Genomic DNA, 20,651 nt, shown 5'->3' on the forward strand with positions numbered 1-20,651 from the left:
GCGGCGCGGCTTGTGGCCGCCGCGACGTAGCAAGCGGCGGCGCTCATGCGGCGGGAGGCGTTCGGCTTCCCGAACTGGGCGGGCGTTCTCGTGTAAGCGGATCTCCGCCTCGGAGGAATCGCTCAATGAACGACCATCGGAGGGTCAAGTGGCGCAATTTCCCGATTGAAGAACTCTGTGAAATCTTCCCCTTGACCGTAAAGCGCATCGAAGCCGGTGGAAGTTTCTTCAATCGCCACTGGATCCACGATCCGATTGGCTCCCGCCGCGTTCCCGTCGTCGTCGTAAACCACCTCATACATGACCTCGTCGCCAAGGATCACGACTTCTGGCACAAGGTGATCGACTTCGATATCTGAGATATTGCGAGCATCCATCACTCGGATATTATCGCCCAGTTCTACCCGTAGGCGAAGTACGAACAATTCCCACTGTACGTACGGCGTAACAGGGAATTCCACTACGCGAAGCCGACGCTCCAGAATCCCGAGCTCAGCAGCCTTCTGGAACTGAGCGGCGTAGACTTCACGCTTCTCCTCAATCAAGGAGAGCGCTCTATTCCACTCGCCGGCAGCAAAGGCTTCCCAACTGGGAAACCCTCGCTCCTTGAAATTCTGCCCACGCTCAAGCTTCTTCAAGAAGCGGATGCCGCTCTCATGATGGCGACGAAAGTCCCTGTGGTAGCTTGGCCGATCCAAATGCTCTGAGGTAGTTCGCTGGAACGACTCAAACACTTGGAATATCCGGCTTCGCCGCGACCATCATGCTCCTCGGGATGACCACGAGTCGTTCGTCGTCGCCTACCGATACACCTGCCGGAAGATTTTTTCCGAGCGACCCTGTCAGATCTCTGCCGATGATGGCGACATCCCCATTTTCCAGCTCCCAGATGTCGGGACAGTCGGGATTATCTGTCGTATGCCCTAACTCCTGCGGGGATTTCCCCAGCCGCCTTTTAAACCGCGTTGTAGGGTCAGCTTCCCAAGGTCTGGCCACAACCACTCCTGTCCTTCGGACGTTCCAGGGCGTTTCGAGCTTAACGCCTGAAGTTGGAGGCGGCCAGAGCAAACACTGATGCTACGCAGGAAAAATGGACAATGGCATATGCCAGGGGAACATCCCATCGAGGGGCGCTTGTCTGTTCAGTTTGGTGGTGCAACGATGCTGACCTTGAGTTGCCTCACGGTCCTCACGGCCTCGATGTTCTGCCTTATGGACTAATAGTAAAAATTTAGAGCAGTAGCATTCAACTGGGGGAGCTATGGATCCAGAATTAACATCGCTCACACAGGCCGCTGGAACCACCTTGGTCACTCTGATGGCAACTGAGGCCTGGCAACACACACGCGACGGATTAACTCGCCTGTGGCAGCGTCTGCAGCCTGACCGGGCGCAAATTGTTTCCGATGAATTGGACGCAAGTCGCGAAGAAGCGCTGCGCGCCCACTCGGCAGCTGACCAAGAGATGCTGAGTGAATTGTGCTTGCAATGGCAGGGATATCTCCGCCGGCTGTTGCTCGTCCACCCAGAGGCCGTAGAGGAGCTTCGCAGGTTGCTTGACGAGGTCGGCCCGGAAGCCGCTGCGCATGCTTCACGGATCACTCAGCACGGAACTGCATCCGGGCGAGCACGGGTCTATCAAGCCGGCCGAGACGTGCACATCAATGAACGATGAGAGGTCCGATGGACGGCCATGCCGAAGATGCCGGTCGCGTCTACCAATCATCGCGTGACCAACACATCAGCGAGTACCACTATCACGGCAGCGATGACCCTGGCTTGACCGGCCCGGACTCAGTTCGACGCCCGGCAGTGGGCCGAACACCCGTGGTTCTGCGCGACCGCGCCGAAGTGCTCGATCGCTTACGGGCGAGTGTCGCGGAAGCGGAAGGAGAGGGCGGTCAGGCCTTCGTTCTTCACGGCATGGGAGGCTGCGGCAAGACCGCTGTCGCGCACGCCTTCTTTCAATTCGCTACGGAGGTCGGCGGTCGTGTTGGTCTGTGGGTGAACGCCTCCGACCGTGCGAGCCTGCGCTCCGGCATGCTCGCCGTTGCCGCTGACCGTGGTGCCACAGATGGCGAGCTATTGGCTGCTCGCAACGGCCTGCGTCCTGGAGCCGACCTCGTGTGGGAACACCTCGACCGATCCGCTGAGCCGTGGCTGCTGGTACTGGACAACGCAGATGATCCCGAGATTTTGGGGGATGGAAGCTGGCTGCGTACCAGTCCTGGCGGCATCGTGGTGGTCACGACACGTCGTGCGGCTGCTCGCTGGTGGCCAGGAGCGGAGTTGCAGCATATTGGGGTACTACCGCGGGAAGACGCTGCACGAGTGCTGTGCGACCTGGCGCCGCAGAGCGGCACGTTGAAGCAGGCTTCGGCAATCGCAGACAGACTCGGTCGACTGCCGCTCGCGCTGACGCTGGCCGGGGGCTTCCTGTCCCACCAAGTCCTCGACCCCTGGACGATGGACGCCTATGGCCGACACCTCGACGAGGAAGGAGAGCGTGTCGAGCTCATCGACCAAGGAGCTGAACTCTTGTCGGATGCAGATCCACGTCATCTGGTAGGGCGTACTTGGCAACTTACGCTCGACGCATTCGAAGCACGCGGTCTGCCCGAGGCAGTGACACTGCTTCGCCTGCTTGCCCGTTTCGCTTCGGAGCCACTGCCACTGACCCTGCTGAATCGCCCTGAAATCAGCGGCGTTCTCCCTCGGGCTCGCACTGAAACGGCACTGCGAGCGTTGCTCGACCAATCGCTTACTGAACTGGTTAACGTTGGCGTGCGGTGTGTTCAAAGCCACGGTGTACTGCTCGATAGCGTCGCTTCCGCCACGCCATCGGACTCGCTTACCCATCTCAACTCGACAGCTTGCCGGCTGCTGGACGCCGCGATTCCCCAACGCCCTGATGCCGGCCCGGAAGAGCCACAGCTGCGGCTGCTCAGCCCCCACGTCATCGCCTTGTTGCAGCGTGCTGCGACTTCCGCAGCAATGGCCGATTTGGTGGGTATCGCGACTCGCTTGGCCACTGCCCTGCACCGTACAGGGGACTACCTGTCCGCCTGGGAGACCGCCCATAGCGCGGTATCGCTTTCGGAGCACACGCTCGGTTCGGAGCACCGCTTGGTTTTGGCTGCGCGTTCCAGATCTGGCCGAGCACTGTTCCGGCTGGGAAAGTATGCGGAGGCCGAGCCGCTGCTGCGCCAGGTCCGAAGCGATCAGGAGCGGCTGTTCGGAGCCTGCGACCCGGACACTCTGGACAGTAGCCACGGACTTCAACTAGTGCTTGGAAACCGTGGAAAGAAGGCGGAAGCTCTGTCCCTGCTCCATGCCACGATCGCAGGCCGACAGTCGGCACTCGGGCCTGCACATCCATTGACGCTGCGTTCCCAGGCCAGTCTGCTGACGATGCTGTCGACGGCCGAACTCGAAAGGGAAGACAACTCCGCATTGCTTTCCTTGCCGTCGGAATGTGAGCGGCACCTCGGCCCGGAGCACACAGTCACGCTGGGAGCAAGACACAACCATGCCTGGGCGCTTTACGTACTCGGGCACTTTGGCGAGGCCAATGAGGAGATTCGACTGGTCGCGGACACGTATGAACGTCGATTTGGGTCCGATTACCCCATCGCGCTTTCGGCGCAACAGCTATACGCTCGAATTCAAGATGGCCTCGGACGCTTCGAGACAGCAGTAGGCCTTATGAATGACGTCGTGGAAAGGCGGACCAACAGCCTCGGAGCTGACCATCCTTTTACAGCTGCCAGCAGGAAGGTGTTGGCTGAGCTCAAGGAGAATCGGCGAACTGCGCCCTGATTCATATATCAGCGGCTCCTACGGGATGCCGCCGATGAGGCAGGGGCGATCGGCGCAGCGGGTTGGCGTGGGTCACCTCGTCGGGGGCGTAGCAGTCGTCGGGGGCGACGATCAGCAGGCGGCCGGCCCCCGGTTGGGCGAGGCCGAGCCGGTGGAGAGGGCGTCGAACGGCGGTGGGCGTCAAGCCCTGGCGCGGGGCGTCGACGGGCCGGGCGCCGGGCCCGCTGCCTGCCCTGGGCCTCCTCCCGGAGGTTGGCCGAAATTCAGGGGGCATGCCCGCCGGGATCCCGGGCATGCGACGGATATCCCCCCACGGGTGTGGCACAACTCGGCGGCCGCCCGTATCCCCCCTCCTTGAGCGGGTGGCCGCCGCCTCCGCCTGCGGGAACCGCGCGGAGTGCCTGCCGCACCAGGGATGCGCGCACGGACGGCCGGACGGATGGCCCGGGACACCCGGTGAGGTGTTCCACACCGGCCCGTCGCCTGGGCCGGGCGGGGGTCCGATAGCCTGACGGCCGGGTCTCTCGATACCAAGAGACCTCGCTAGCTGGGCAGGGACACCCACCGCCACCCATGGTGGTCCAGGGGCTTGCCCCCGGAATAACACCGCGCAGGAGATCGCCATGACCCGCACTCCCGTCAATGTCACCGTCACCGGCGCCGCCGGCCAGATCGGTTACGCACTCCTCTTCCGCATCGCTTCCGGTCATCTGCTCGGCGCGGACGTGCCGGTCAAGCTGCGCCTCCTGGAGATCCCACAGGGTCTGAAGGCCGCCGAGGGCACCGCCATGGAGCTGGACGACTGCGCCTTCCCGCTGCTTCAGGGCATCGACATCTCGGACGACCCGAACGTGGCCTTCGACGGTGCGAACGTCGCGCTGCTCGTCGGCGCCCGCCCCCGTACGAAGGGCATGGAGCGCGGCGACCTCCTGGAGGCCAACGGCGGCATCTTCAAGCCGCAGGGCAAGGCCATCAACGACCACGCCGCGGACGACATCAAGGTCCTGGTCGTCGGCAACCCCGCCAACACCAACGCCCTGATCGCCCAGGCCGCCGCGCCGGACGTGCCGGCCGAGCGCTTCACCGCGATGACCCGTCTGGACCACAACCGCGCGCTGTCGCAGCTCTCGAAGAAGACCGGCACCCCGGTCTCCGAGCTCCGCAAGCTCACGATCTGGGGCAACCACTCCGCCACCCAGTACCCCGACATCTTCCACGCCGAGGTCGCCGGCAAGAACGCCGCCGAGGTCGTCAACGACCAGAAGTGGCTGGCCGACGAGTTCATCCCGACCGTCGCCAAGCGCGGTGCGGCGATCATCGAGGCCCGTGGCGCGTCCTCCGCCGCCTCCGCCGCCAACGCCGCCATCGACCACGTCCACACCTGGGTGAACGGCACCGCCGCCGGCGACTGGACCTCGATGGGTATCCCCTCGGACGGCTCGTACGGCGTCCCGGAGGGCCTGATCTCCTCCTTCCCCGTCACCACCAAGGACGGCAAGTACGAGATCGTCCAGGGCCTGGAGATCAACGACTTCTCCCGCGAGCGCATCGACGCGTCCGTGCAGGAGCTGGCGGAAGAGCGCGAGGCCGTCCGCGGTCTCGGCCTCCTCGGCTGACCCACCGCCGCGGCCGCCCCACCCGGGCGGCACCGCAGCACCACCCGAGCCCGCACGGTCCGCAACGGCCGTGCGGGCTCGGTCATGTGCGCTCGGTCATGTGGGGCTCTGCCGGCAGCTCCCTGTCGTCGGCCGCTTGGTCACCGTCCGCCGCCACGGGCAGCCGCGCGCCCCGGCTGTCGGCGACGCGCAGCACATTGCCGAAGGCCTGCGCGGTCGCCCGCAGCGCCAGCCGCAGCGCATGTTCCCCCGCCTTGCCGTCGTCCAGTACGGCCACCGCGCCCTTGAGGACCTCGGCACCGTCACACAGTTGCTCCGCCTCGATCTCATCGGCCAGCCGCGACAGCACACTCCCGGCCCCGTCCGCCGATAAGAAGCACGGCTTCCCGCCCTCGCTCTCCCACGGCAGCAGGCGCAGCCCCGGCATGTGCGCGGGGACGGCATCCCGGTCGTAACTCATGCTCAATGACTCCCAGAAGTTGGTTGCGCGAGAAGGCGGCGCAGTCGGCCGAACGACCCGTTACGTTGGGTGTGTTCAGCGTTGCGCCCCGTAGTGCGGGCCGCAACGTCTGACGCGTGACACTCACCATCTGGCACCAAGGGGGATGCGGTGAGCCGACGACGACGCAATGCAGAGAGTGGACCGGCAGCCACCAATGCCGCCGTGTTCGGGGAGGTCTTGAGGCACTTCCGGGAGGCGGCGGGATTCACGCAGGAGGGGCTGTCGAACAAGATCCCGTGCGATCGCTCGCAGGTGGCCCGCGTCGAGGCGGGCACGCGCGTACCGCAGGACACGTTCGCCAAGCAGTGCGACGAACTGCTGGGGACGGGCGGAGTGCTGCTGCGGTTATGGGGGCGGATCGACTGGTATCCGGAGGTGCAGCATCCGGACTGGTTCGAGCGGCGGGCGGAGATGGATGCTGAGGCGGTGGCTCTGCGGGCGTATCAAGAGCAGGTCATCCCGGGACTGTTGCAGACGCCGGACTACGCGCACGCGCTGTTCAGTCGCCGCATCACGAGTGACGAGAAGGTGGAGGAGCGAGTCCGGGCGCGACTGAGTCGACAGCAGCGCTTCCTGGCTGCCAACGGCCCGTTGTACGTGGCCGTTCTGGACGAGAGCTGTCTGCGCAATGTTGTGGGCGGCCCGGCGGTCATGCGCGACCAGTGTGAGCACCTGTTGAGCGTCGGGCAGTACCCCAACATCCGCGTGCAGGTTGCCCCTGCCGACCGTGCGGAGATTCGACGGCCCAAAGCCTCCATGGCCCTGATCGCGCTGCCTGACGGGGCATGCTGGCTCTACTCGGAGTCGCTGGACCGCGGCCATTTCCACGACGATCCGGCCGTCTATGCTCGCCACAGCCAGACCTATGATGTGCTCAGGGCGGATGCTCTGTCAGCCCCCGAATCCGCCGCGCTGATCGGCGACTTCATGGAAGGGTACGGGGACCATGAACAAGCACCAGCTGAGCACAGCGATATGGATGAAGAGCAGCTACAGCCACGACGATGGCGGCGACTGCATCGAGGTGGCGCTCGCCTGGATGAAGAGCAGCTACAGCGGAAACAACGGCGGCAACTGCATCGAAGTAGCCCCCGGTATCCCCGACGCCGTCCCCGTACGTGACAGCAAGGACCCGCACGGGCCCGTGCTGGTCTTCCCGACGGGTGGCTGGTCGTCCTTCGTCGCCGCGCTCAAGAGCGGGGAGTTCCCCGCGGCCGTCTGACCCGCGTGGCGACCTTGTGTTATCGCGCTGACACGGAACGCTCCGCTCCCCTATGCTGCGGTTTCCGTACCGCCGTGGCCGGAACCGGCAGCTCGTCTGTCCAACAGGCCCGCGGTGGTGGCTCGTTGGTGTGGTGATGGGGGAAGCCGATGGCTCGGACGGATGTGCCTGCGCAGCCTGGTGATCCAGGCGGTCCGCAGAGGTTACGGAAGGAGGCCGGCGGCTTCCCGCCCCCGGCGCAGCTCCCGCCGACCCCGCCGGGTGCCAGCGAGGCCACCCGGCTGCTGTGTGCCGGGACCTACATGGACGACACCTTCCGTGACGCGGTCATCGACGAGCTGTACGTCCACGAGGAGCGGTTCGCCGCGCCGTCCCTGGGGATCGACGCCGCCCGCGTCCTCGCCCACGCGCTGCGCGCCCGGCGGCTCCAACTGGGCTGGGCGGCGGGGATCCTGCTGCTGTGGATCGTGGCCCTGCCGCTGACCTCCGGTCTCGCGGCGCTCTACCTCTTCCCCATCATCCTCATGGCGCTCGGCCGCGTGGTCCGCCGGGCTCCGATTCCGCAGGCGGCGGCCCGCTTCCTTTCCTTCGCCCTGCGCTGGTACGGGCGGCTGACGCTGGCCCTCTTCGTCCTGTCGCTGCTGGTGACGGCGTTCGGCGCCAGTATCGGCATCCTGGCCGTGGGATGGCCGTTCTCCTCGCTGTTCTCGGACGACGCGTCCGACTCGTTCTACGGCAGCGGGTCGGGATACAGCTCCTACGGCTCCGGCCTCGGCACCTCGTACGGCGCAGTGAGCGGTGTCCTGTCCGCGGTGTGGGTCGCGCTGCTGCTGCCGCTGGCCGTGGCCGTGCTGGTCGGTCTGCAACGCGGGCAGTTCGCCCGGGTGCTGGCGCGCGAGCTGTCCCGGGAACGCTTCCCCGACGTCATGGCCGACCCCGCCGAACGGTCCGAGGGCTACCGCTTCCGGCGGCTGCGGGACCGGGTGCGGATCGAGCAGCACGGGCCGCTGGTGATGTACCGGGCCGCCGACCCGTTCTGCGGCGCCGGCTACCCGTACAAGACCTGGTCGTTGTCGGTGGAGCTGAACCCCCGGGCGGACCGGGAGGCCGAGCCGCTGGACAACGGCGCCATCCTGGCCCGGATCGTGCCGCTGGTGGCGGCGCTGCGGGTGCCGTCGCCGCACGGTTCGCCCGCGGTGGCGGCCGCGGTGCGCGACCGGCTGCGCGCGATGGAGATCGACGAGTGCGTGTTCCTGCCGGCCGAGGGGCTGCCGAGCCGGGAGGCGGCGCCGTACGCACCGGCGGCGTTCGAGGAGCACCGCGTGCGGGCCGTGGAGGAGGGCGGCGAGACCCGTCGGCACTTCCTGCGCATCCGGGTCGGCGGCTGGAACGAGGGCGTCGTCACCACGATCTTCGTCCGGGTGCACACCCAGGGCGGGATGCTGATGCTGGAGGTCGCGCCGCATGTGCTGTGGCCGCTGCGGCAGCTCTTCCAGGACGCCGACCGGATCGCCCACCAGTACCGTCACCACCACCACTTCGGCAAGACGGTGTGGGCCCTGGCCCGTACCCCCCGCTCCGTCGGACACGCCCTCGGCACGCTGGTCAGCGGCCTGTGGTCGGCCTGGCGGCTGGCCACCGCGGGACATGGCGCGGCGCTGCCCGAGGGGCCCGGCGCCTCCGTGCGCGAGCTGGGCTCCTACGGGGAGTCCTCGCTCTTCCAGGACATGGATGTCGCCCGTTATCTGAAGACCATTCAGCAGCGGGTGGCGGCCGGGGTGACCACGGCACTGCACGAGGCCGGTTACCAGACCGACGAGTTCGAGCAGCGGATCGTGCATGTCGCCGAGGGCGGCGTCTACGTCGAGTCCGCCCAGGGCGCCGTCGGCATCGGCGACCACAACACGATCACCCACCACTCCACCCCCCGGCGCGGCGCCGAGACGAAGGGAAGTGCCAAGCGTGGCAACGGCTGACGAGCGCGGCAAGGGCATCCACATCGGCAGCGTCCGGGGTGCCTTCGCCATCGGCGACCACAACACGGTGACCCATCACGAGGGTTCGGCCGCGCCCGCGGGGGACCCGGCGCAGGAGGAGCTGCTGCGCGCCGTCCGCGCACTGCGCGACGACCTGTCCCGGGCGGTGGAGAGCCCGCAGATCACGGTGCTGAGCGGGGAACTCGCCGAGACCGAGGCGGAGATCGCGGACAGCGGTGCGGCGGGACCGGGCCGGCTGGCCCGGCTGCGTGCGGCGCTGGCGGACGCCGGTGCCGTGGTGGGGCTGCTGGCCTCCGGTGCCGCGGTGAGCCAGGCGGTCGCGACCCTGGTGGGAGGCTGACGATGAAGCGTGGCGGGCAGGCCCGCTGGAACGACGAGACCCAGAGCTGGGAGGACGGCACCCCGCCGCCCGCGCCCTACACGGGCCCGATGCCGCCCCGGCCGTCCTTCACGCCGTCGGTGGGGGGTGCGGCGGGGGGCGCTCCGACGGGTGCTGTCCCCCCGCCTGCCTCCGATCCGCTCCCCGCCACCGACCCGTTACCTGCCACCGCACCCGCCCCCGACCCCCTCTTCGCCCCCGCACGCGACACCGATCCGCCCTTCGCCCGCACTCCTCTCCCCGAGCACCTCTTCGCTCCCGCACGCGATACCGGCCCGTTCTCAGCCCCCGGGCCCGCCGCCGACCCGTACTTCGACTCCGCACCTGCCTTCGAGCCCGTCCCCGGTGCCCGGCACCGCACCACGGGCCTGGTCGCGGGTGCGGCGGTGGCCGTGATCGCGGCGGCCGTCGGGGGCGGCTATCTGCTCTGGGGGCACAGCGGCGACGACCCGGCCGCCGCCCCGGCGGCCCGCACCAAGGCCTCCGCCTCGGAGAACACGGCCACCGCCGCACCCTCCAGCGCCACGGCCGGCACCAGGACTCCCACCCCCGTCTCCACCGAGCTTCCCGACGGCTACCGCCTCGTCCACGACAAGAAGGGCTTCACTCTGGCGGTACCCGGCAGCTGGAAGCGCAGCGAGCGCAGGACCGGGGTGTTCTACACCGCCCCGGACGACCGCCGGCTGGTGCAGATCTTCCAGATCAACGAACCGGACACCACGCCGTACGAGGCGCTGGAGACGGCGTCGCGGGGGCTGTCGGGCAACCCCGGCTACAAGGAAATAAGCCTCGAACCACTGGGGTACCCGGGACCCGGCACCGACGCCACCCAACTGGTCTACGCCTATGACAGCGAGCGTCTCCATGAGCGGGTCAAGGTCGTCGACTGTGCCTTCACCGCCGCCGACGGCCGCCAGTTCGCCGTACTCGTCCTGGGCCCGGAGGCCGACTGGCCGGAGCAGGAGTGGACCCAGCAGAACATCCTGCGGACCTTCGTTCCCGGCAACTGAGCGCCGGGCCTGAGCGCCGGGCCTGAGCGCCGGGCCTGAGCGCCGGGCCTGAGCGCTGGGCGGAGCCCCGGAGCGTGGCTACCCGGGCAGCTCCGTACGCTCCCACCACTCGTAGACGGGAAGGGCCCCCTCGGCGGTGTGCTTCTGCCGGCTGGTGGCCCGGAAGTGTTCGTAGCCGTTACGGAACGGGATCTTCAGCTCGCTCCCGGGCGGATCGACGGGCACGATCCGCTCGGGGAGCTCGTCGGGGCCGCCTTCGAGCACCGCTTTCGCCGCTGTGTCAGCCATGCCTGCATTGTCGTCCGGGCCGCCGCCCGCGGCTCCTCCGGTTCGGCAGCGCGGGTGACGGCTCCGGCGATGTCACCTCGGATGTCACATCCGGCGGCGCCGGATCGTCGGGGGAGTGAGGGGACACCCTCAGGGACTCTGAACGCTCTTCCGCACCAGGAGGCACTGCCATGGCACGCATCTCCCTCACGCCCCGGCGCACACTCACCCTGCGACTGGCGGCGTGGTACTCGCGCCGCACCTACGGCAAGGTGATGCAGCCCGCCCTGGCGCTGGGCCACCACCCCAAGATCCTCCGTTCCTACTTCTCCTTCGAGAACAAGGTGGCGCGGTGGAAGGCACTGGACCCGGCGCTGAAGCGGCTGGCGGAGCTGGCATCGGCGGCGACGATCGGTTGCGCATGGTGCATGGACTTCGGCCACTGGCACGCGGACCAGCTCGGACTGCCGCTGGAGAAGATCAGCAAAGTGCCGGACTGGCGCGCGCACGAGGAGTCGTTCACCGAGCTGGAGCGGTGGGTCATGGAGTACGCGGAAGCCATGACCGCGACCCCTCCGGAGGTGACCGACGAGCTGGCCGAGAGCCTGCGCGGGCGGCTGGGCGATGCGGCGTTCGTCGAGCTGACCACCATGGTGGCGGTGGAAAACCTGCGCTCGCGCGTCAACAGCGCCATGGGCCTGCGCAGCCAGGGCTTCTCCGACAACTGCGCCATCCCACCGGTGAGCCGCACGTCCGACGGGGCGGTGTGAGCCGGGTCAGTCCCGGGGGAACTCTTCGGTGGAGAGGGCGATGTCCACGACGGTGTCGGTGAGGTCGATCGGCTGACCGTACGCGAGCGTGAGGTCTGCTCTGTGGTCGCCGTCCTGTGGGCGGGTGAAGACGCGGCAACGACCGGCACCGGGGTCGGCGACCACGTAGACCGGGACCTCGGCCAGGGCGTAGGCCCTCTTCTTCGGGCCGTAGTCATGTGCCGCGGTGCCTTGGGAGGCGACCTCGGCGACGAACTCGATGTCCTGGTAACGCGGTTGGTCCTTGTCGTTCGTGGTGGCCCCTTCGGCCAGCGCCACCAGGCCGGGGGCGAACCCGTTCAGGCAGCCGGGGAAGTCGATACGCACGTCGGACAGCAGACGCTTCCTCGGATACCGCGTGCGGAGCTGTTCGTAGATGTCGGTGAGGGTCTCCCGGTGCGTGCCCCGCTGCCGCGCCATGCAGATGGTCCCCTCGACGATCTCCACCTTGTAGCCCTCGGGGATGTGCCGCTGGTCCAGCCGGTCGAACAGGTCGTCCAGCTCGGCGCTCCCGGCCTCTTCGATCGTCACCGTGCCGCCCCCTCCCCGCTGCCGCGCGGGCGCGGGCAGCCGCACGGTTCAACGATACGTATGTACGAGCGGTTACGTACCGCACGCGGGGGTCACGCGTTCCGTGACCCCTTCAGGCGGTCCTCCAGGGCCGAGATGTCGGCCGTCTGGGCGGGCGCGGGTGTTTTGACGGAGACCGGGGTGTCGTAGTTGCTCATCAGGATGGTGCCGGTCTGGTGGTCGACCTCGGCGGTGAGTTTGAGGGGGTAGTGCTTGCCGTCGATGGCGACGTAGAGGGTCTGGACGGCGCCCTGGGCCTTCTTGATGACGGGGAGCACTCGGGCGCCCTCGTGGGTGGTCGGGCGGCCCTTGACGAGGGCGACGGAGGGTGACGGCGAGCGCGAAGGGGCGCCCGAGGGGGGCTCTCCGGGGGCCACGGCCGATTTCTGGAACGCCTTGAGGTCACAGGCGGCGGACAGGCCCCGGAGAAAGGCGTCCTTGGTCGTGCCGTGCAGGAACGTGTCCTTGTACTCCTCCGCCGCGTCGTCGCCCGCCTTGCCGGGCAGCTGGCTCTTCCAGAAGGCGGCGTCCGGCTTCATCCAGACCTCGTTTCCGTGCTTGACGAGCTCGACGCGGCCGAGCTCTCCCTTGCTGATGGCGCCCGTGCAGTTGCCGGCACGGTCGAGGGTGAGGTCGAGTTTGGTGGGGTCGGCACTGGTCTGGGTGCGCAACCGCAGGGACTTCGCGGCGACCAGTTGATGGAGGGCATCGTCGGAGATCTGCTGGGCGGATTTGTTCGCGAGATCGCCTTCGCCACCGTCCGATGCGGCGGCCGCCGCGGCTCCCGTGCAGGCGGCCCCGGCGAACAGGGCCACGCCACAGGTCAGGGCGATGGTGGCGGTGGCGGCACGCCGTCTGCTGGTCATCTCGGCACCTCCGGTCCCGAGGGGACTGTCTGCCAAGGACATACGGCTATTCAGGGTACGTTCCGGGACATTCGGTCGCACATTGAGTGAGTCGGCTCACTTTCCATGAATGTTTGGGCATAGGTCCGCCGCTTCAGGGGAGGGGTCCCCGTTGCTGGTGACGCCAGTGGTTGCACCAGTGGGAACAGATCGGTAACCGGAAGGCAGAACGACGTGTCGTCAATCGAGACCATTCACGTAGACGGGGTGTGGCTCCCCGCCGCATCCGGCGAAACGCGGGAGGTCCTCGACCCCGCCGACGCGACGACGCTCCAGCTGGTGTCCGAGGGGGGTGCCGAGGACGTCGACGCGGCGGTCGCGGCCGCCCGCCGGGCCTTCGACGGCGGCACCGGCGCCTGGCCCCGTACGGCCGTCGCCGAGCGCTCCGCGCTGCTGCGCCGGGTCGCCGACCTGCTCCAGCGCGACCGCGAGGAGATCGCCCTCATCGAGAGCCGGGACACCGGCAAGACGCTGGAGGAGGGCCGGGTCGACGTCGACGACGTCACCAACGCCTTCCGCTACTTCGCCGACCTGGTGATGAACGAGAGCGGCGGCCGGGTCGTCGACGCCGGTTCGCCGGACGTGCACAGCATCGTCGTGCACGAGCCGGTCGGTGTCTGCGCGCTCATCACGCCGTGGAACTACCCGCTGCTCCAGGCAAGCTGGAAGATCGCGCCGGCCCTCGCGGCCGGCAACACTTTTGTGATCAAGCCCAGCGAGGTCACCCCGCTGTCGACCGTGCACCTGGTCAAGCTGCTGGTCGAGGCCGGACTGCCGGCCGGGGTCGCCAACATCGTCACCGGCGCGGGCCTGCCCGTGGGCCAGCGGCTGGCCGAGCACCCGGACGTCGACCTGTTCTCCTTCACCGGCGGACTGGTCAGCGGGACGAAGGCCGGTGCGGCCGCGGTCTCCGGCGCCAAGAAGATCGCGCTGGAGCTGGGCGGCAAGAACCCCAATGTGGTGTTCGCCGACGCCTGCGCCACCGACGGGGGCTTCGACACCGCCGTCGACCAGGCACTGAACGCCGCGTTCATCCACAGCGGGCAGGTCTGCTCGGCCGGCGCCCGGCTGATCATCGAGGAGTCGGTGCGCGACCGCTTCGTCTCCGAGCTCGCCCGCCGGGCCGAGAAGATCAAGCTCGGCCGGGGCACCGAGGACGGCGTCGAGTGCGGCCCCCTCGTCTCCCAGCAGCAGCTCGACAAGGTCGAGGCCTACGTCGCCTCCGCGCTCGCCGAGGGCGCCCAGCTGCGCTGCGGCGGCACCCGGCCCAAGCCGTCCGACGTCCGCCCGGCCACCGGCTACTTCTACGCGCCGACCGTGCTCGACGGCTGCCACCGCGAGATGAAGGTGATCCGCGAGGAGACCTTCGGGCCGATCCTCACGGTCGAGACCTTCAGCACCGAGGACGAGGCCGTCGCGCTCGCTAACGACACCGAGTACGGCCTGGCCGGCGCGGTCTTCTCCGGCGACACCGCGCGCGCCCGCCGGGTCGCCGCCCGGCTGCGGCACGGCACGGTCTGGATCAACGACTACCACCCCTACCTCCCGCAGGCGGAGTGGGGCGGCTTTGGCAAGTCCGGCATCGGCAGGGAATTGGGCCCCGCGGGTCTGGACGAGTACCGCGAGAGCAAGCACATTTACGAGAACCTCCGGCCGGAGCCGGTGCGCTGGTTCGCGGGCTGACACCCCGACCCTCACTTGGCACCACCCGCGCCACGCACATTGCAAGAAGGAGCACCCCCAATGCCTGTGTATGACTACGTCGTCGTCGGTGGCGGAACCGCAGGTTCCGTCATCGCCTCCCGCCTCACCGAGGACCCGGACGTCACGGTCGCCGTCATCGAGGGCGGCCCGTCCGACATCGACCGCGAAGACGTCCTGACGCTGCGCAAGTGGCTCGGCCTGCTCGGCGGCGACCTGGACTACGAGTACACGACCACCGAGCAGCCGCGCGGCAACTCGCACATCCTGCACAGCCGCGCCAAGGTGCTCGGGGGGTGCTCCTCGCACAACACGCTGATCTCGTTCAAGCCGCTGCCGTCCGACTGGGACGAGTGGGAGGCGGCGGGCGCGGCCGGCTGGAACGCCGAGGCCATGGACCCGTACTTCGGCAAGCTGCGCAACAACGTCGTGCGGGTGGCCAAGAAGGACCAGAACCAGATCGCCACCGACTGGATCGAGGCCACCAAGACCGCCCTCGGTGTCCCCGAGGTCGTCGGCTTCAACGACCAGCCCTTCGAGGAGGGCGTCGGCTTCTTCGACCTCTCCTACCACCCGGAGAACAACAAGCGCTCCTCCGCCTCGGTCGCCTACCTCCACCCGCACATCGAGGCCGGCGACCGCCCGAACCTCACGCTGATGCTGGAGACCTGGGCGCACAAGCTGGAGCTGGACGGGACGACCGCCAAGGGCGTCCACGTCCGGACGAAGGACGGCGAGGAGGTCTACGTCGAGGCCGCCCGCGAGGTGCTGGTCTGCGCCGGTGCCGTCGACACCCCGCGGCTGCTGATGCACTCCGGCATCGGCCCGAAGAAGGACCTCGAAGCGCTCGGCCTGCCCTGCGTGCTCGACCTGCCGGGCGTCGGTGAGAACCTCATCGACCACCCCGAGTCGGTGATCGTCTGGGAGACCGACGGGCCGATCCCGGGGAACTCCGCGATGGACTCCGACGCGGGTCTGTTCGTCAAGCGGGACCCGGAGCACAAGGGCCCCGACCTGATGTTCCACTTCTACCAGATTCCGTTCACCGACAACCCCGAGCGGCTGGGCTACGAGCGCCCCGAGCACGGGGTGTCGATGACGCCGAACATCCCCAAGTCCCGCTCCCGCGGACGGCTCTACCTCACCTCCGCCGACCCCGAGGCCAAGCCCGCCCTCGACTTCAAGTACTTCGAGGACGAGGGCGACTACGACGGCAAGACCCTCGTCGACGGCATCAAGCTGGCCCGCAAGGTCGCCCAGGCCGAGCCGTTCAAGAAGTGGCTCAAGCGCGAGGTCTTCCCCGGCCCCGAGGTCACCGACGACGCGGAGATCAGCGAGCTGGTGCGCAAGGCGGCCCACACCGTCTACCACCCGGCCGGCACCTGCAAGATGGGCGCCGCCGACGACCAGCTGGCCGTGGTCGACCCCGAGTTGAAGATCCGCGGACTGTCCGGCATCCGTATCGCCGACGCCTCCGTCTTCCCGACGATGCCCGCCGTCAACCCGATGCTGGGCGTGCTCATGGTGGGGGAGAAGTGCGCCGAACTGCTCCATAAGGCTCCGACCCAGGGAGGTGATGCGTGATGGCTACCACCTCCGCCGGCGCATCCGAGATACCCAACGCCCGCACGTCCGACGACGCCACCGCCACCGAGGCGTCCGACGGCCGTGAGGTCGTGTTCTCCGTCCGCAACCTCTGGAAGGTCTTCGGCCCCAAAGCCGAGCGCATCCCCGAGGACTCCTCCGTCGCCAAGCTGAGCGCCCAGGAACTGCGCGAGCAGACCGGCTGTGTGGCCGCCGTCCGCGATGTCTCCTTCGACGTCCACAAGGGCGAGGTCTTCGTCGTCATGGGCCTGTCCGGCTCCGGCAAGTCCACCCTCGTGCGGTGTCTGACCCGGCTGATCGAGCCGACCAGCGGTGACCTGGAGATGGACGGCGAGGACGTCCGTGCCATGGACCGCAACGCGCTGCGCGACCTGCGCCGCCGCCGCGCCGCCATGGTCTTCCAGCACTTCGGCCTGCTGCCGCACCGCACCGTCGTCGACAACGTCGCCTACGGCCTGGAGATCCAGGGCATGGGCAAGGCGGAGCGCCGCGAGAAGGCCAACGAGATGGTCGACAAGGTCGGCCTGGCCGGTATGGAGAAGCGCCGCCCCGGCCAGCTCTCCGGTGGTCAGCAGCAGCGCGTCGGCCTGGCCCGTGCGCTCGCCGTCGACCCCGAGGTCCTGCTCTTCGACGAGCCGTTCAGCGCGCTCGACCCGCTCATCCGGCGCGATATGCAGGAAGAGGTCGTCCGCCTGCACCGCGAGGAGGGCCGGACGATGGTCTTCATCACCCACGACCTCGCCGAGGCGCTGCGGATCGGTGACCGGATCGCCCTGATGCGCGACGGCGAGATCGTCCAGCTCGGCACCCCCGAGGAGATCGTCGGCTCCCCGGCCGACGACTACGTCCGCGACTTCGTCCGCGACGTTCCGCGCGAGCAGGTGCTGACCGTGCGCCGGGCCATGCGCCCGGTCGAGGCCGGCGAAGCCGACGAGGGCCCCGCGCTGGGTCCCGACACCCTGATCTCCGACGCCATCGAGGCGGTCGTCCGCTCCGGCGGCGCGGTCCGCGTCGTCGACGGCGGCCGCTGCCTGGGCATCGTCGACCACGAGTGCCTGCTGAACGTGGTCGCCCGGCTCGACAGCGAGCAGCACGGTGGGGTGGCTGCCTGATGTACGCCGCCTCCACCCCCCGCGGCGCCGTGCGCGCCGTCGGTTCCAGAGCTCCCGCGGCCACGCCGCGGGCCCGGATGCGCGCCGCCCTGCTGCGCCACTGGCGCGAGGCCCAGCGCTGCGCCGCCCTGAACATGCCCACCGGCACCGTGAAGCGGGGGCGCGCATGAGCACCACCGCCCCCACCACCGCCACGCCCCGTGTGGCCGACGCCGACACCAAGACCGGTCCGGTGCAGGCCCTGCTGCGCCGCCGTGGCCTCGCCAAGCTCCTGGTGCTCGCCGTCGCCGCGGCGGTCCTGGTCCCGCTGGTCCACGCCCAGTGGCCGGGCACCCTGTGGCCCTCGGACCTGACCGTCGATGTCTCGGGGCCGCTCGGCAAGGCCAGCGACTGGATCATCGACAACCGCGACAGCCACTGGCTGTTCGTCTACTTCCTCGGGCACCTCAGCAACGCTGTGGTGATCTCCGTCCGCGCGGTCTATCTGCTGCTGCTCGCGCTCGGCTGGACCGGTGTCGTGGCCGGCGCCGCGCTGATCGCCTGGCGGGTCGCCGGCGTGCGGCTCGCGGCTCTCACCGTCGCGTCGTTCGGCCTGTGCGGGCTGCTCGGCATGTGGGTGCCGACGATGCAGACGCTGGCCCTGATGGTCGTGTCCGTCATCGCCGCCGTCGTGCTCGGCGTGCTCATGGGGCTCGCCGCCGGCCTCAGCGACCGGATCTTCCGCATCCTGCGGCCGGTCCTCGACACCATGCAGATCCTTCCGGCCTTCTCGTATCTGCTGCCGGTCGCCCTGATCTTCGGCGTCGGCGTCCCCGCCGCGGTCCTCGCCACCGTGGTGTACGCCGCCCCGCCCATGGCCCGGCTCACCGCGCTCGGCCTGCGCGGCGCCGACAGCGGCGTGATGGAGGCCGTGACCTCGCTCGGCACCACCGCCCGTCAGCGCCTGTTCTCGGCCCGCCTCCCGCTGGCCCGCAAGGAACTCCTGCTCGGCCTCAACCAGACGATCATGATGGCGCTCTCCATGGCCATCATCGCGTCGATGATCGGTGGCGCCGGTCTCGGTGACCGCGTCTACCAGGCGCTCGGGACCGTCGACGTCGGTGCGGCCCTCGCGGCCGGTATCCCGATCGTGCTGCTCGCCGTGGTCCTCGACCGCGTGACGGGCGCTGCCGGTGAGAGTCTCGGCGGGGACGCCGAGGACACCTCCGCGCTGCGCGGCTGGCGCGGCTGGTCCCTGGCCGCCGGTGTGACCGTCGTCGTCGCGCTCGCCTCGCGGTTCGCCGGCCGCCTGGAGTGGCCGACGAGCTGGACGGTGGACATCGTCGAGCCGGTCAACACCGCCAAGGACTGGATGGTCGACCACCTCTACACCGGTGTGCCCGTCGTCGGCGGCACCGCCGACTGGGCCGCGCACTTCACCACCTGGATCCTCAACCCGGTCCGCGACGGGCTCCAGGGCCTGCCCTGGTGGTCGGTGCTGCTCGTCGTCGCGGCCCTCGCCTGGCTGATCGGCACCTGGCAGACCGCCCTGACCGCCGTCCTCGCCATGGCCGGAATCGGCGTCCTGGGCGTCTGGGACAAGTCCCTCGACACGCTCGCGCAGGTCCTCGCGGGCGTCGCCGTCACGGTCGTCCTCGGCTTCGCGATCGGCATCGCGACCGCCCGGAGCCAGCGCCTCGAACGGCTGCTTCGCCCGGTGCTCGACGTCTGCCAGACGATGCCGCAGTTCGTGTACCTGATCCCGGTCGTCATGCTGTTCGACATCGGCCGGGCCCCCGCGGTCGCCGCGGCCGTCGTGTACGCGTTGCCCGCCGTCATCCGCATCACCACGCAGGGTCTGCGCCAGGTCGACAGCGGCGCGGTGGAGGCCTCGTCCTCGCTCGGTGCCACCAACTGGCAGCAGCTGCGGCAGGTCCAGCTCCCGCTGGCCCGCCCCGCGCTCCTGCTCGCCCTGAACCAGGCGGTCGTCCTGGTCCTCGCCGTCGTCGTCATCGGCGCCCTGGTCGGCGGTGGCGCGCTCGGCTACGACGTCGTGTTCGGCATCGCGCAGGGTGACCTGGCGACGGGCATGGTGGGCGGCGTGGCCATCGTCTGCCTCGGTCTGATGCTGGACCGGGTGACGCAGCCCACGGCCCGCCGGGAATCCGGCTCGAAGAAGGGAGCGTGACATGCGAGTGACCACGCGTGCAGTGAGCGCCATGACCGCGGTCGGTGCCTTGCTGGCTCTCTCCGGGTGCGGCGCCGCCGACATGACCAAGCAGGCGTCCCCGTACGCGAACGCGGGGGGCACCAAGACTGTGACGCTCTCCGTCCAGAACTGGGTGGGAGCCCAGTCGGACGTGGCGGTCGCCGAGTACCTGCTCAAGCACGAGCTGGGCTACCGCGTCGACCGGGTGCAGATCGACGAGGTCCCCGCCTGGGACGCACTCAGCCAGGGCCGTGTCGACGCGATCCTGGAGGACTGGGGCCACCCGGAGCAGGAGCAGCGGTACATCAAGGACAAGAAGACGATCACGCCCGGCGGCGACGTCGGCGTGACCGGCCACATCGGCTGGTACGTCCCCACGTACTTCGCGAAGAAGCACCCGGACGTCACCAACTGGAAGAACCTCAACAAGTACGCGAAGCAGTTCCGTACCGCGGAGAGCGGCAGCCAGGGGCAGCTGATGGACGGCTCCCCGTCGTACGTCACGAACGACAAGGCCCTCGTGAAGAACCTCGGCCTGGACTACAAGGTCGTCTTCGCGGGCTCCGAGGCGGCGCAGATCACCCAGATCAAGCAGTTCGCCAAGGCGAAGAAGCCGTTCCTGACGTACTGGTACAAGCCGCAGTGGCTGTTCAAGAAGGTGCCGATGACGGAGGTGAAGCTGCCCGAGTACAAGGAGGGCTGCGACGCCGACCTGAAGAAGATCAAGTGTGCCTACCCGCACACGCCGCTCCAGAAGTACTTCAACGCCGACTTCGCCAAGCACGGCGGCAAGGCGGCGGCCTTCCTGAAGAACTTCAAGTGGAGCCAGGCCGACCAGAACGAGGTCGCCCTCGACATCGCCGACAAGAAGATGTCCCCGGAGGACGCGGCGAAGAAGTGGGTCAAGAGCCACAAGTCGACGTGGCAGGCATGGCTGCCCAAGTAGGCG

At 68.6% G+C, this 20,651-nt stretch carries 21 protein-coding genes; 15 read left to right on the forward strand and 6 right to left on the reverse strand.

What is annotated here, in order from left to right:
* Window positions 1–122: 122 nt before the first annotated feature.
* Window positions 123–734 (reverse strand): DUF6879 family protein, encoded by a 612-nt coding sequence (locus tag M8I34_RS39885; protein WP_250057984.1) that lies wholly within the window; start codon window positions 732–734, stop codon window positions 123–125.
* On the reverse strand, window positions 727–996 hold the full coding sequence (locus tag M8I34_RS39890; protein ID WP_078953297.1) for a hypothetical protein: 270 nt from the start codon (window positions 994–996) through the stop codon (window positions 727–729). Before M8I34_RS39890 ends, M8I34_RS39885 begins: the two co-directional genes overlap by 8 nt.
* A 265-nt stretch (window positions 997–1,261) precedes the next feature.
* On the opposite strand from M8I34_RS39890, the gene M8I34_RS39895 reads away from it, so the two are divergent.
* The 3 genes from M8I34_RS39895 (at window position 1,262) to M8I34_RS39905 (ending at window position 5,435) form a co-directional block, all read left to right on the forward strand.
* Window positions 1,262–1,675 carry a hypothetical protein gene (locus M8I34_RS39895; protein WP_250057985.1) on the forward strand — a complete coding sequence of 138 codons (414 nt, stop codon included), beginning with the start codon at window positions 1,262–1,264 and terminating at the stop codon, window positions 1,673–1,675.
* Between the two features lie 8 nt (window positions 1,676–1,683).
* On the forward strand, window positions 1,684–3,819 hold the full coding sequence (locus tag M8I34_RS39900) for a tetratricopeptide repeat protein (RefSeq protein WP_250057986.1): 2,136 nt from the start codon (window positions 1,684–1,686) through the stop codon (window positions 3,817–3,819).
* A gap of 623 nt (window positions 3,820–4,442) precedes the next feature.
* Entirely contained in the window at window positions 4,443–5,435 is a 993-nt protein-coding gene (locus tag M8I34_RS39905; RefSeq protein WP_244419197.1) for a malate dehydrogenase, read from the forward strand.
* A gap of 82 nt (window positions 5,436–5,517) precedes the next feature.
* Here M8I34_RS39905 and M8I34_RS39910 read toward each other — a convergent pair whose 3' ends face one another.
* Window positions 5,518–5,895 (reverse strand): hypothetical protein, encoded by a 378-nt coding sequence (locus tag M8I34_RS39910; RefSeq protein ID WP_250057987.1) that lies wholly within the window; start codon window positions 5,893–5,895, stop codon window positions 5,518–5,520.
* A 204-nt stretch (window positions 5,896–6,099) separates the two neighbouring features.
* Here M8I34_RS39910 and M8I34_RS39915 point away from each other — a divergent pair, with 204 nt between their 5' ends.
* From M8I34_RS39915 to M8I34_RS39935, 5 genes are all read left to right on the forward strand, one after another.
* Window positions 6,100–7,059, forward strand: a complete 960-nt coding sequence (locus M8I34_RS39915; protein ID WP_374211055.1) for a Scr1 family TA system antitoxin-like transcriptional regulator — start codon at window positions 6,100–6,102, stop codon at window positions 7,057–7,059.
* On the forward strand, window positions 6,977–7,159 hold the full coding sequence (locus M8I34_RS39920; RefSeq protein WP_374211053.1) for a DUF397 domain-containing protein: 183 nt from the start codon (window positions 6,977–6,979) through the stop codon (window positions 7,157–7,159). The genes M8I34_RS39915 and M8I34_RS39920 overlap by 83 nt, the downstream gene beginning before the upstream one ends.
* A gap of 149 nt (window positions 7,160–7,308) precedes the next feature.
* Entirely contained in the window at window positions 7,309–9,135 is a 1,827-nt protein-coding gene (locus tag M8I34_RS39925) for a hypothetical protein (protein WP_374211054.1), read from the forward strand.
* Window positions 9,122–9,496: a hypothetical protein gene (locus tag M8I34_RS39930; RefSeq protein ID WP_250057990.1), complete on the forward strand. Its 375-nt coding sequence runs from the start codon at window positions 9,122–9,124 to the stop codon at window positions 9,494–9,496. The genes M8I34_RS39925 and M8I34_RS39930 overlap by 14 nt, the downstream gene beginning before the upstream one ends.
* Window positions 9,497–9,498: 2 nt before the next feature.
* Complete coding sequence (locus M8I34_RS39935) at window positions 9,499–10,545, forward strand: hypothetical protein (protein ID WP_250057991.1); 1,047 nt, start codon at window positions 9,499–9,501, stop codon at window positions 10,543–10,545.
* Between the two features lie 78 nt (window positions 10,546–10,623).
* Here M8I34_RS39935 and M8I34_RS39940 read toward each other — a convergent pair whose 3' ends face one another.
* Window positions 10,624–10,833, reverse strand: a complete 210-nt coding sequence (locus M8I34_RS39940; protein WP_250057992.1) for a DUF5988 family protein — start codon at window positions 10,831–10,833, stop codon at window positions 10,624–10,626.
* 170 nt (window positions 10,834–11,003) lie between these two features.
* On the opposite strand from M8I34_RS39940, the gene M8I34_RS39945 reads away from it, so the two are divergent.
* A complete protein-coding gene (locus M8I34_RS39945; RefSeq protein ID WP_250057993.1) occupies window positions 11,004–11,582 on the forward strand; it encodes a carboxymuconolactone decarboxylase family protein in 579 nt (192 codons plus the stop codon).
* 6 nt (window positions 11,583–11,588) lie between these two features.
* Here the strand turns inward: M8I34_RS39945 and M8I34_RS39950 are convergent, their stop codons facing one another.
* Together M8I34_RS39950 and M8I34_RS39955 are read right to left on the reverse strand one after the other, a co-directional pair.
* Window positions 11,589–12,152, reverse strand: a complete 564-nt coding sequence (locus M8I34_RS39950; RefSeq protein ID WP_250057994.1) for a Uma2 family endonuclease — start codon at window positions 12,150–12,152, stop codon at window positions 11,589–11,591.
* A gap of 92 nt (window positions 12,153–12,244) precedes the next feature.
* Window positions 12,245–13,057: a hypothetical protein gene (locus tag M8I34_RS39955; RefSeq protein ID WP_250057995.1), complete on the reverse strand. Its 813-nt coding sequence runs from the start codon at window positions 13,055–13,057 to the stop codon at window positions 12,245–12,247.
* A gap of 213 nt (window positions 13,058–13,270) precedes the next feature.
* Between M8I34_RS39955 and M8I34_RS39960 the strand changes: the two genes are divergently transcribed.
* Genes M8I34_RS39960 through M8I34_RS39985 form a run of 6 tightly spaced genes read left to right on the forward strand, consistent with a single transcriptional unit; the run spans window position 13,271 to window position 20,648 of the window.
* A complete protein-coding gene (locus tag M8I34_RS39960; RefSeq protein ID WP_250057996.1) occupies window positions 13,271–14,779 on the forward strand; it encodes an aldehyde dehydrogenase family protein in 1,509 nt (502 codons plus the stop codon).
* Between the two features lie 60 nt (window positions 14,780–14,839).
* A complete protein-coding gene (locus M8I34_RS39965; RefSeq protein ID WP_250057997.1) occupies window positions 14,840–16,381 on the forward strand; it encodes a GMC family oxidoreductase in 1,542 nt (513 codons plus the stop codon).
* Window positions 16,381–17,514: a glycine betaine/L-proline ABC transporter ATP-binding protein gene (locus M8I34_RS39970; RefSeq protein WP_250057998.1), complete on the forward strand. Its 1,134-nt coding sequence runs from the start codon at window positions 16,381–16,383 to the stop codon at window positions 17,512–17,514. Before M8I34_RS39965 ends, M8I34_RS39970 begins: the two co-directional genes overlap by 1 nt.
* On the forward strand, window positions 17,514–17,684 hold the full coding sequence (locus M8I34_RS39975; protein ID WP_167352519.1) for a hypothetical protein: 171 nt from the start codon (window positions 17,514–17,516) through the stop codon (window positions 17,682–17,684). The genes M8I34_RS39970 and M8I34_RS39975 overlap by 1 nt, the downstream gene beginning before the upstream one ends.
* A complete protein-coding gene (locus M8I34_RS39980; protein WP_250057999.1) occupies window positions 17,681–19,681 on the forward strand; it encodes a proline/glycine betaine ABC transporter permease in 2,001 nt (666 codons plus the stop codon). The genes M8I34_RS39975 and M8I34_RS39980 overlap by 4 nt, the downstream gene beginning before the upstream one ends.
* Window position 19,682: 1 nt before the next feature.
* Window positions 19,683–20,648: an ABC transporter substrate-binding protein gene (locus M8I34_RS39985; RefSeq protein ID WP_244419184.1), complete on the forward strand. Its 966-nt coding sequence runs from the start codon at window positions 19,683–19,685 to the stop codon at window positions 20,646–20,648.
* The last annotated feature ends 3 nt before the right edge of the window (window positions 20,649–20,651 follow it).

This window comes from Streptomyces sp. MCA2, assembly GCF_023544705.1.
Taxonomy (GTDB): Bacteria; Actinomycetota; Actinomycetes; order Streptomycetales; family Streptomycetaceae; genus Streptomyces; species Streptomyces decoyicus.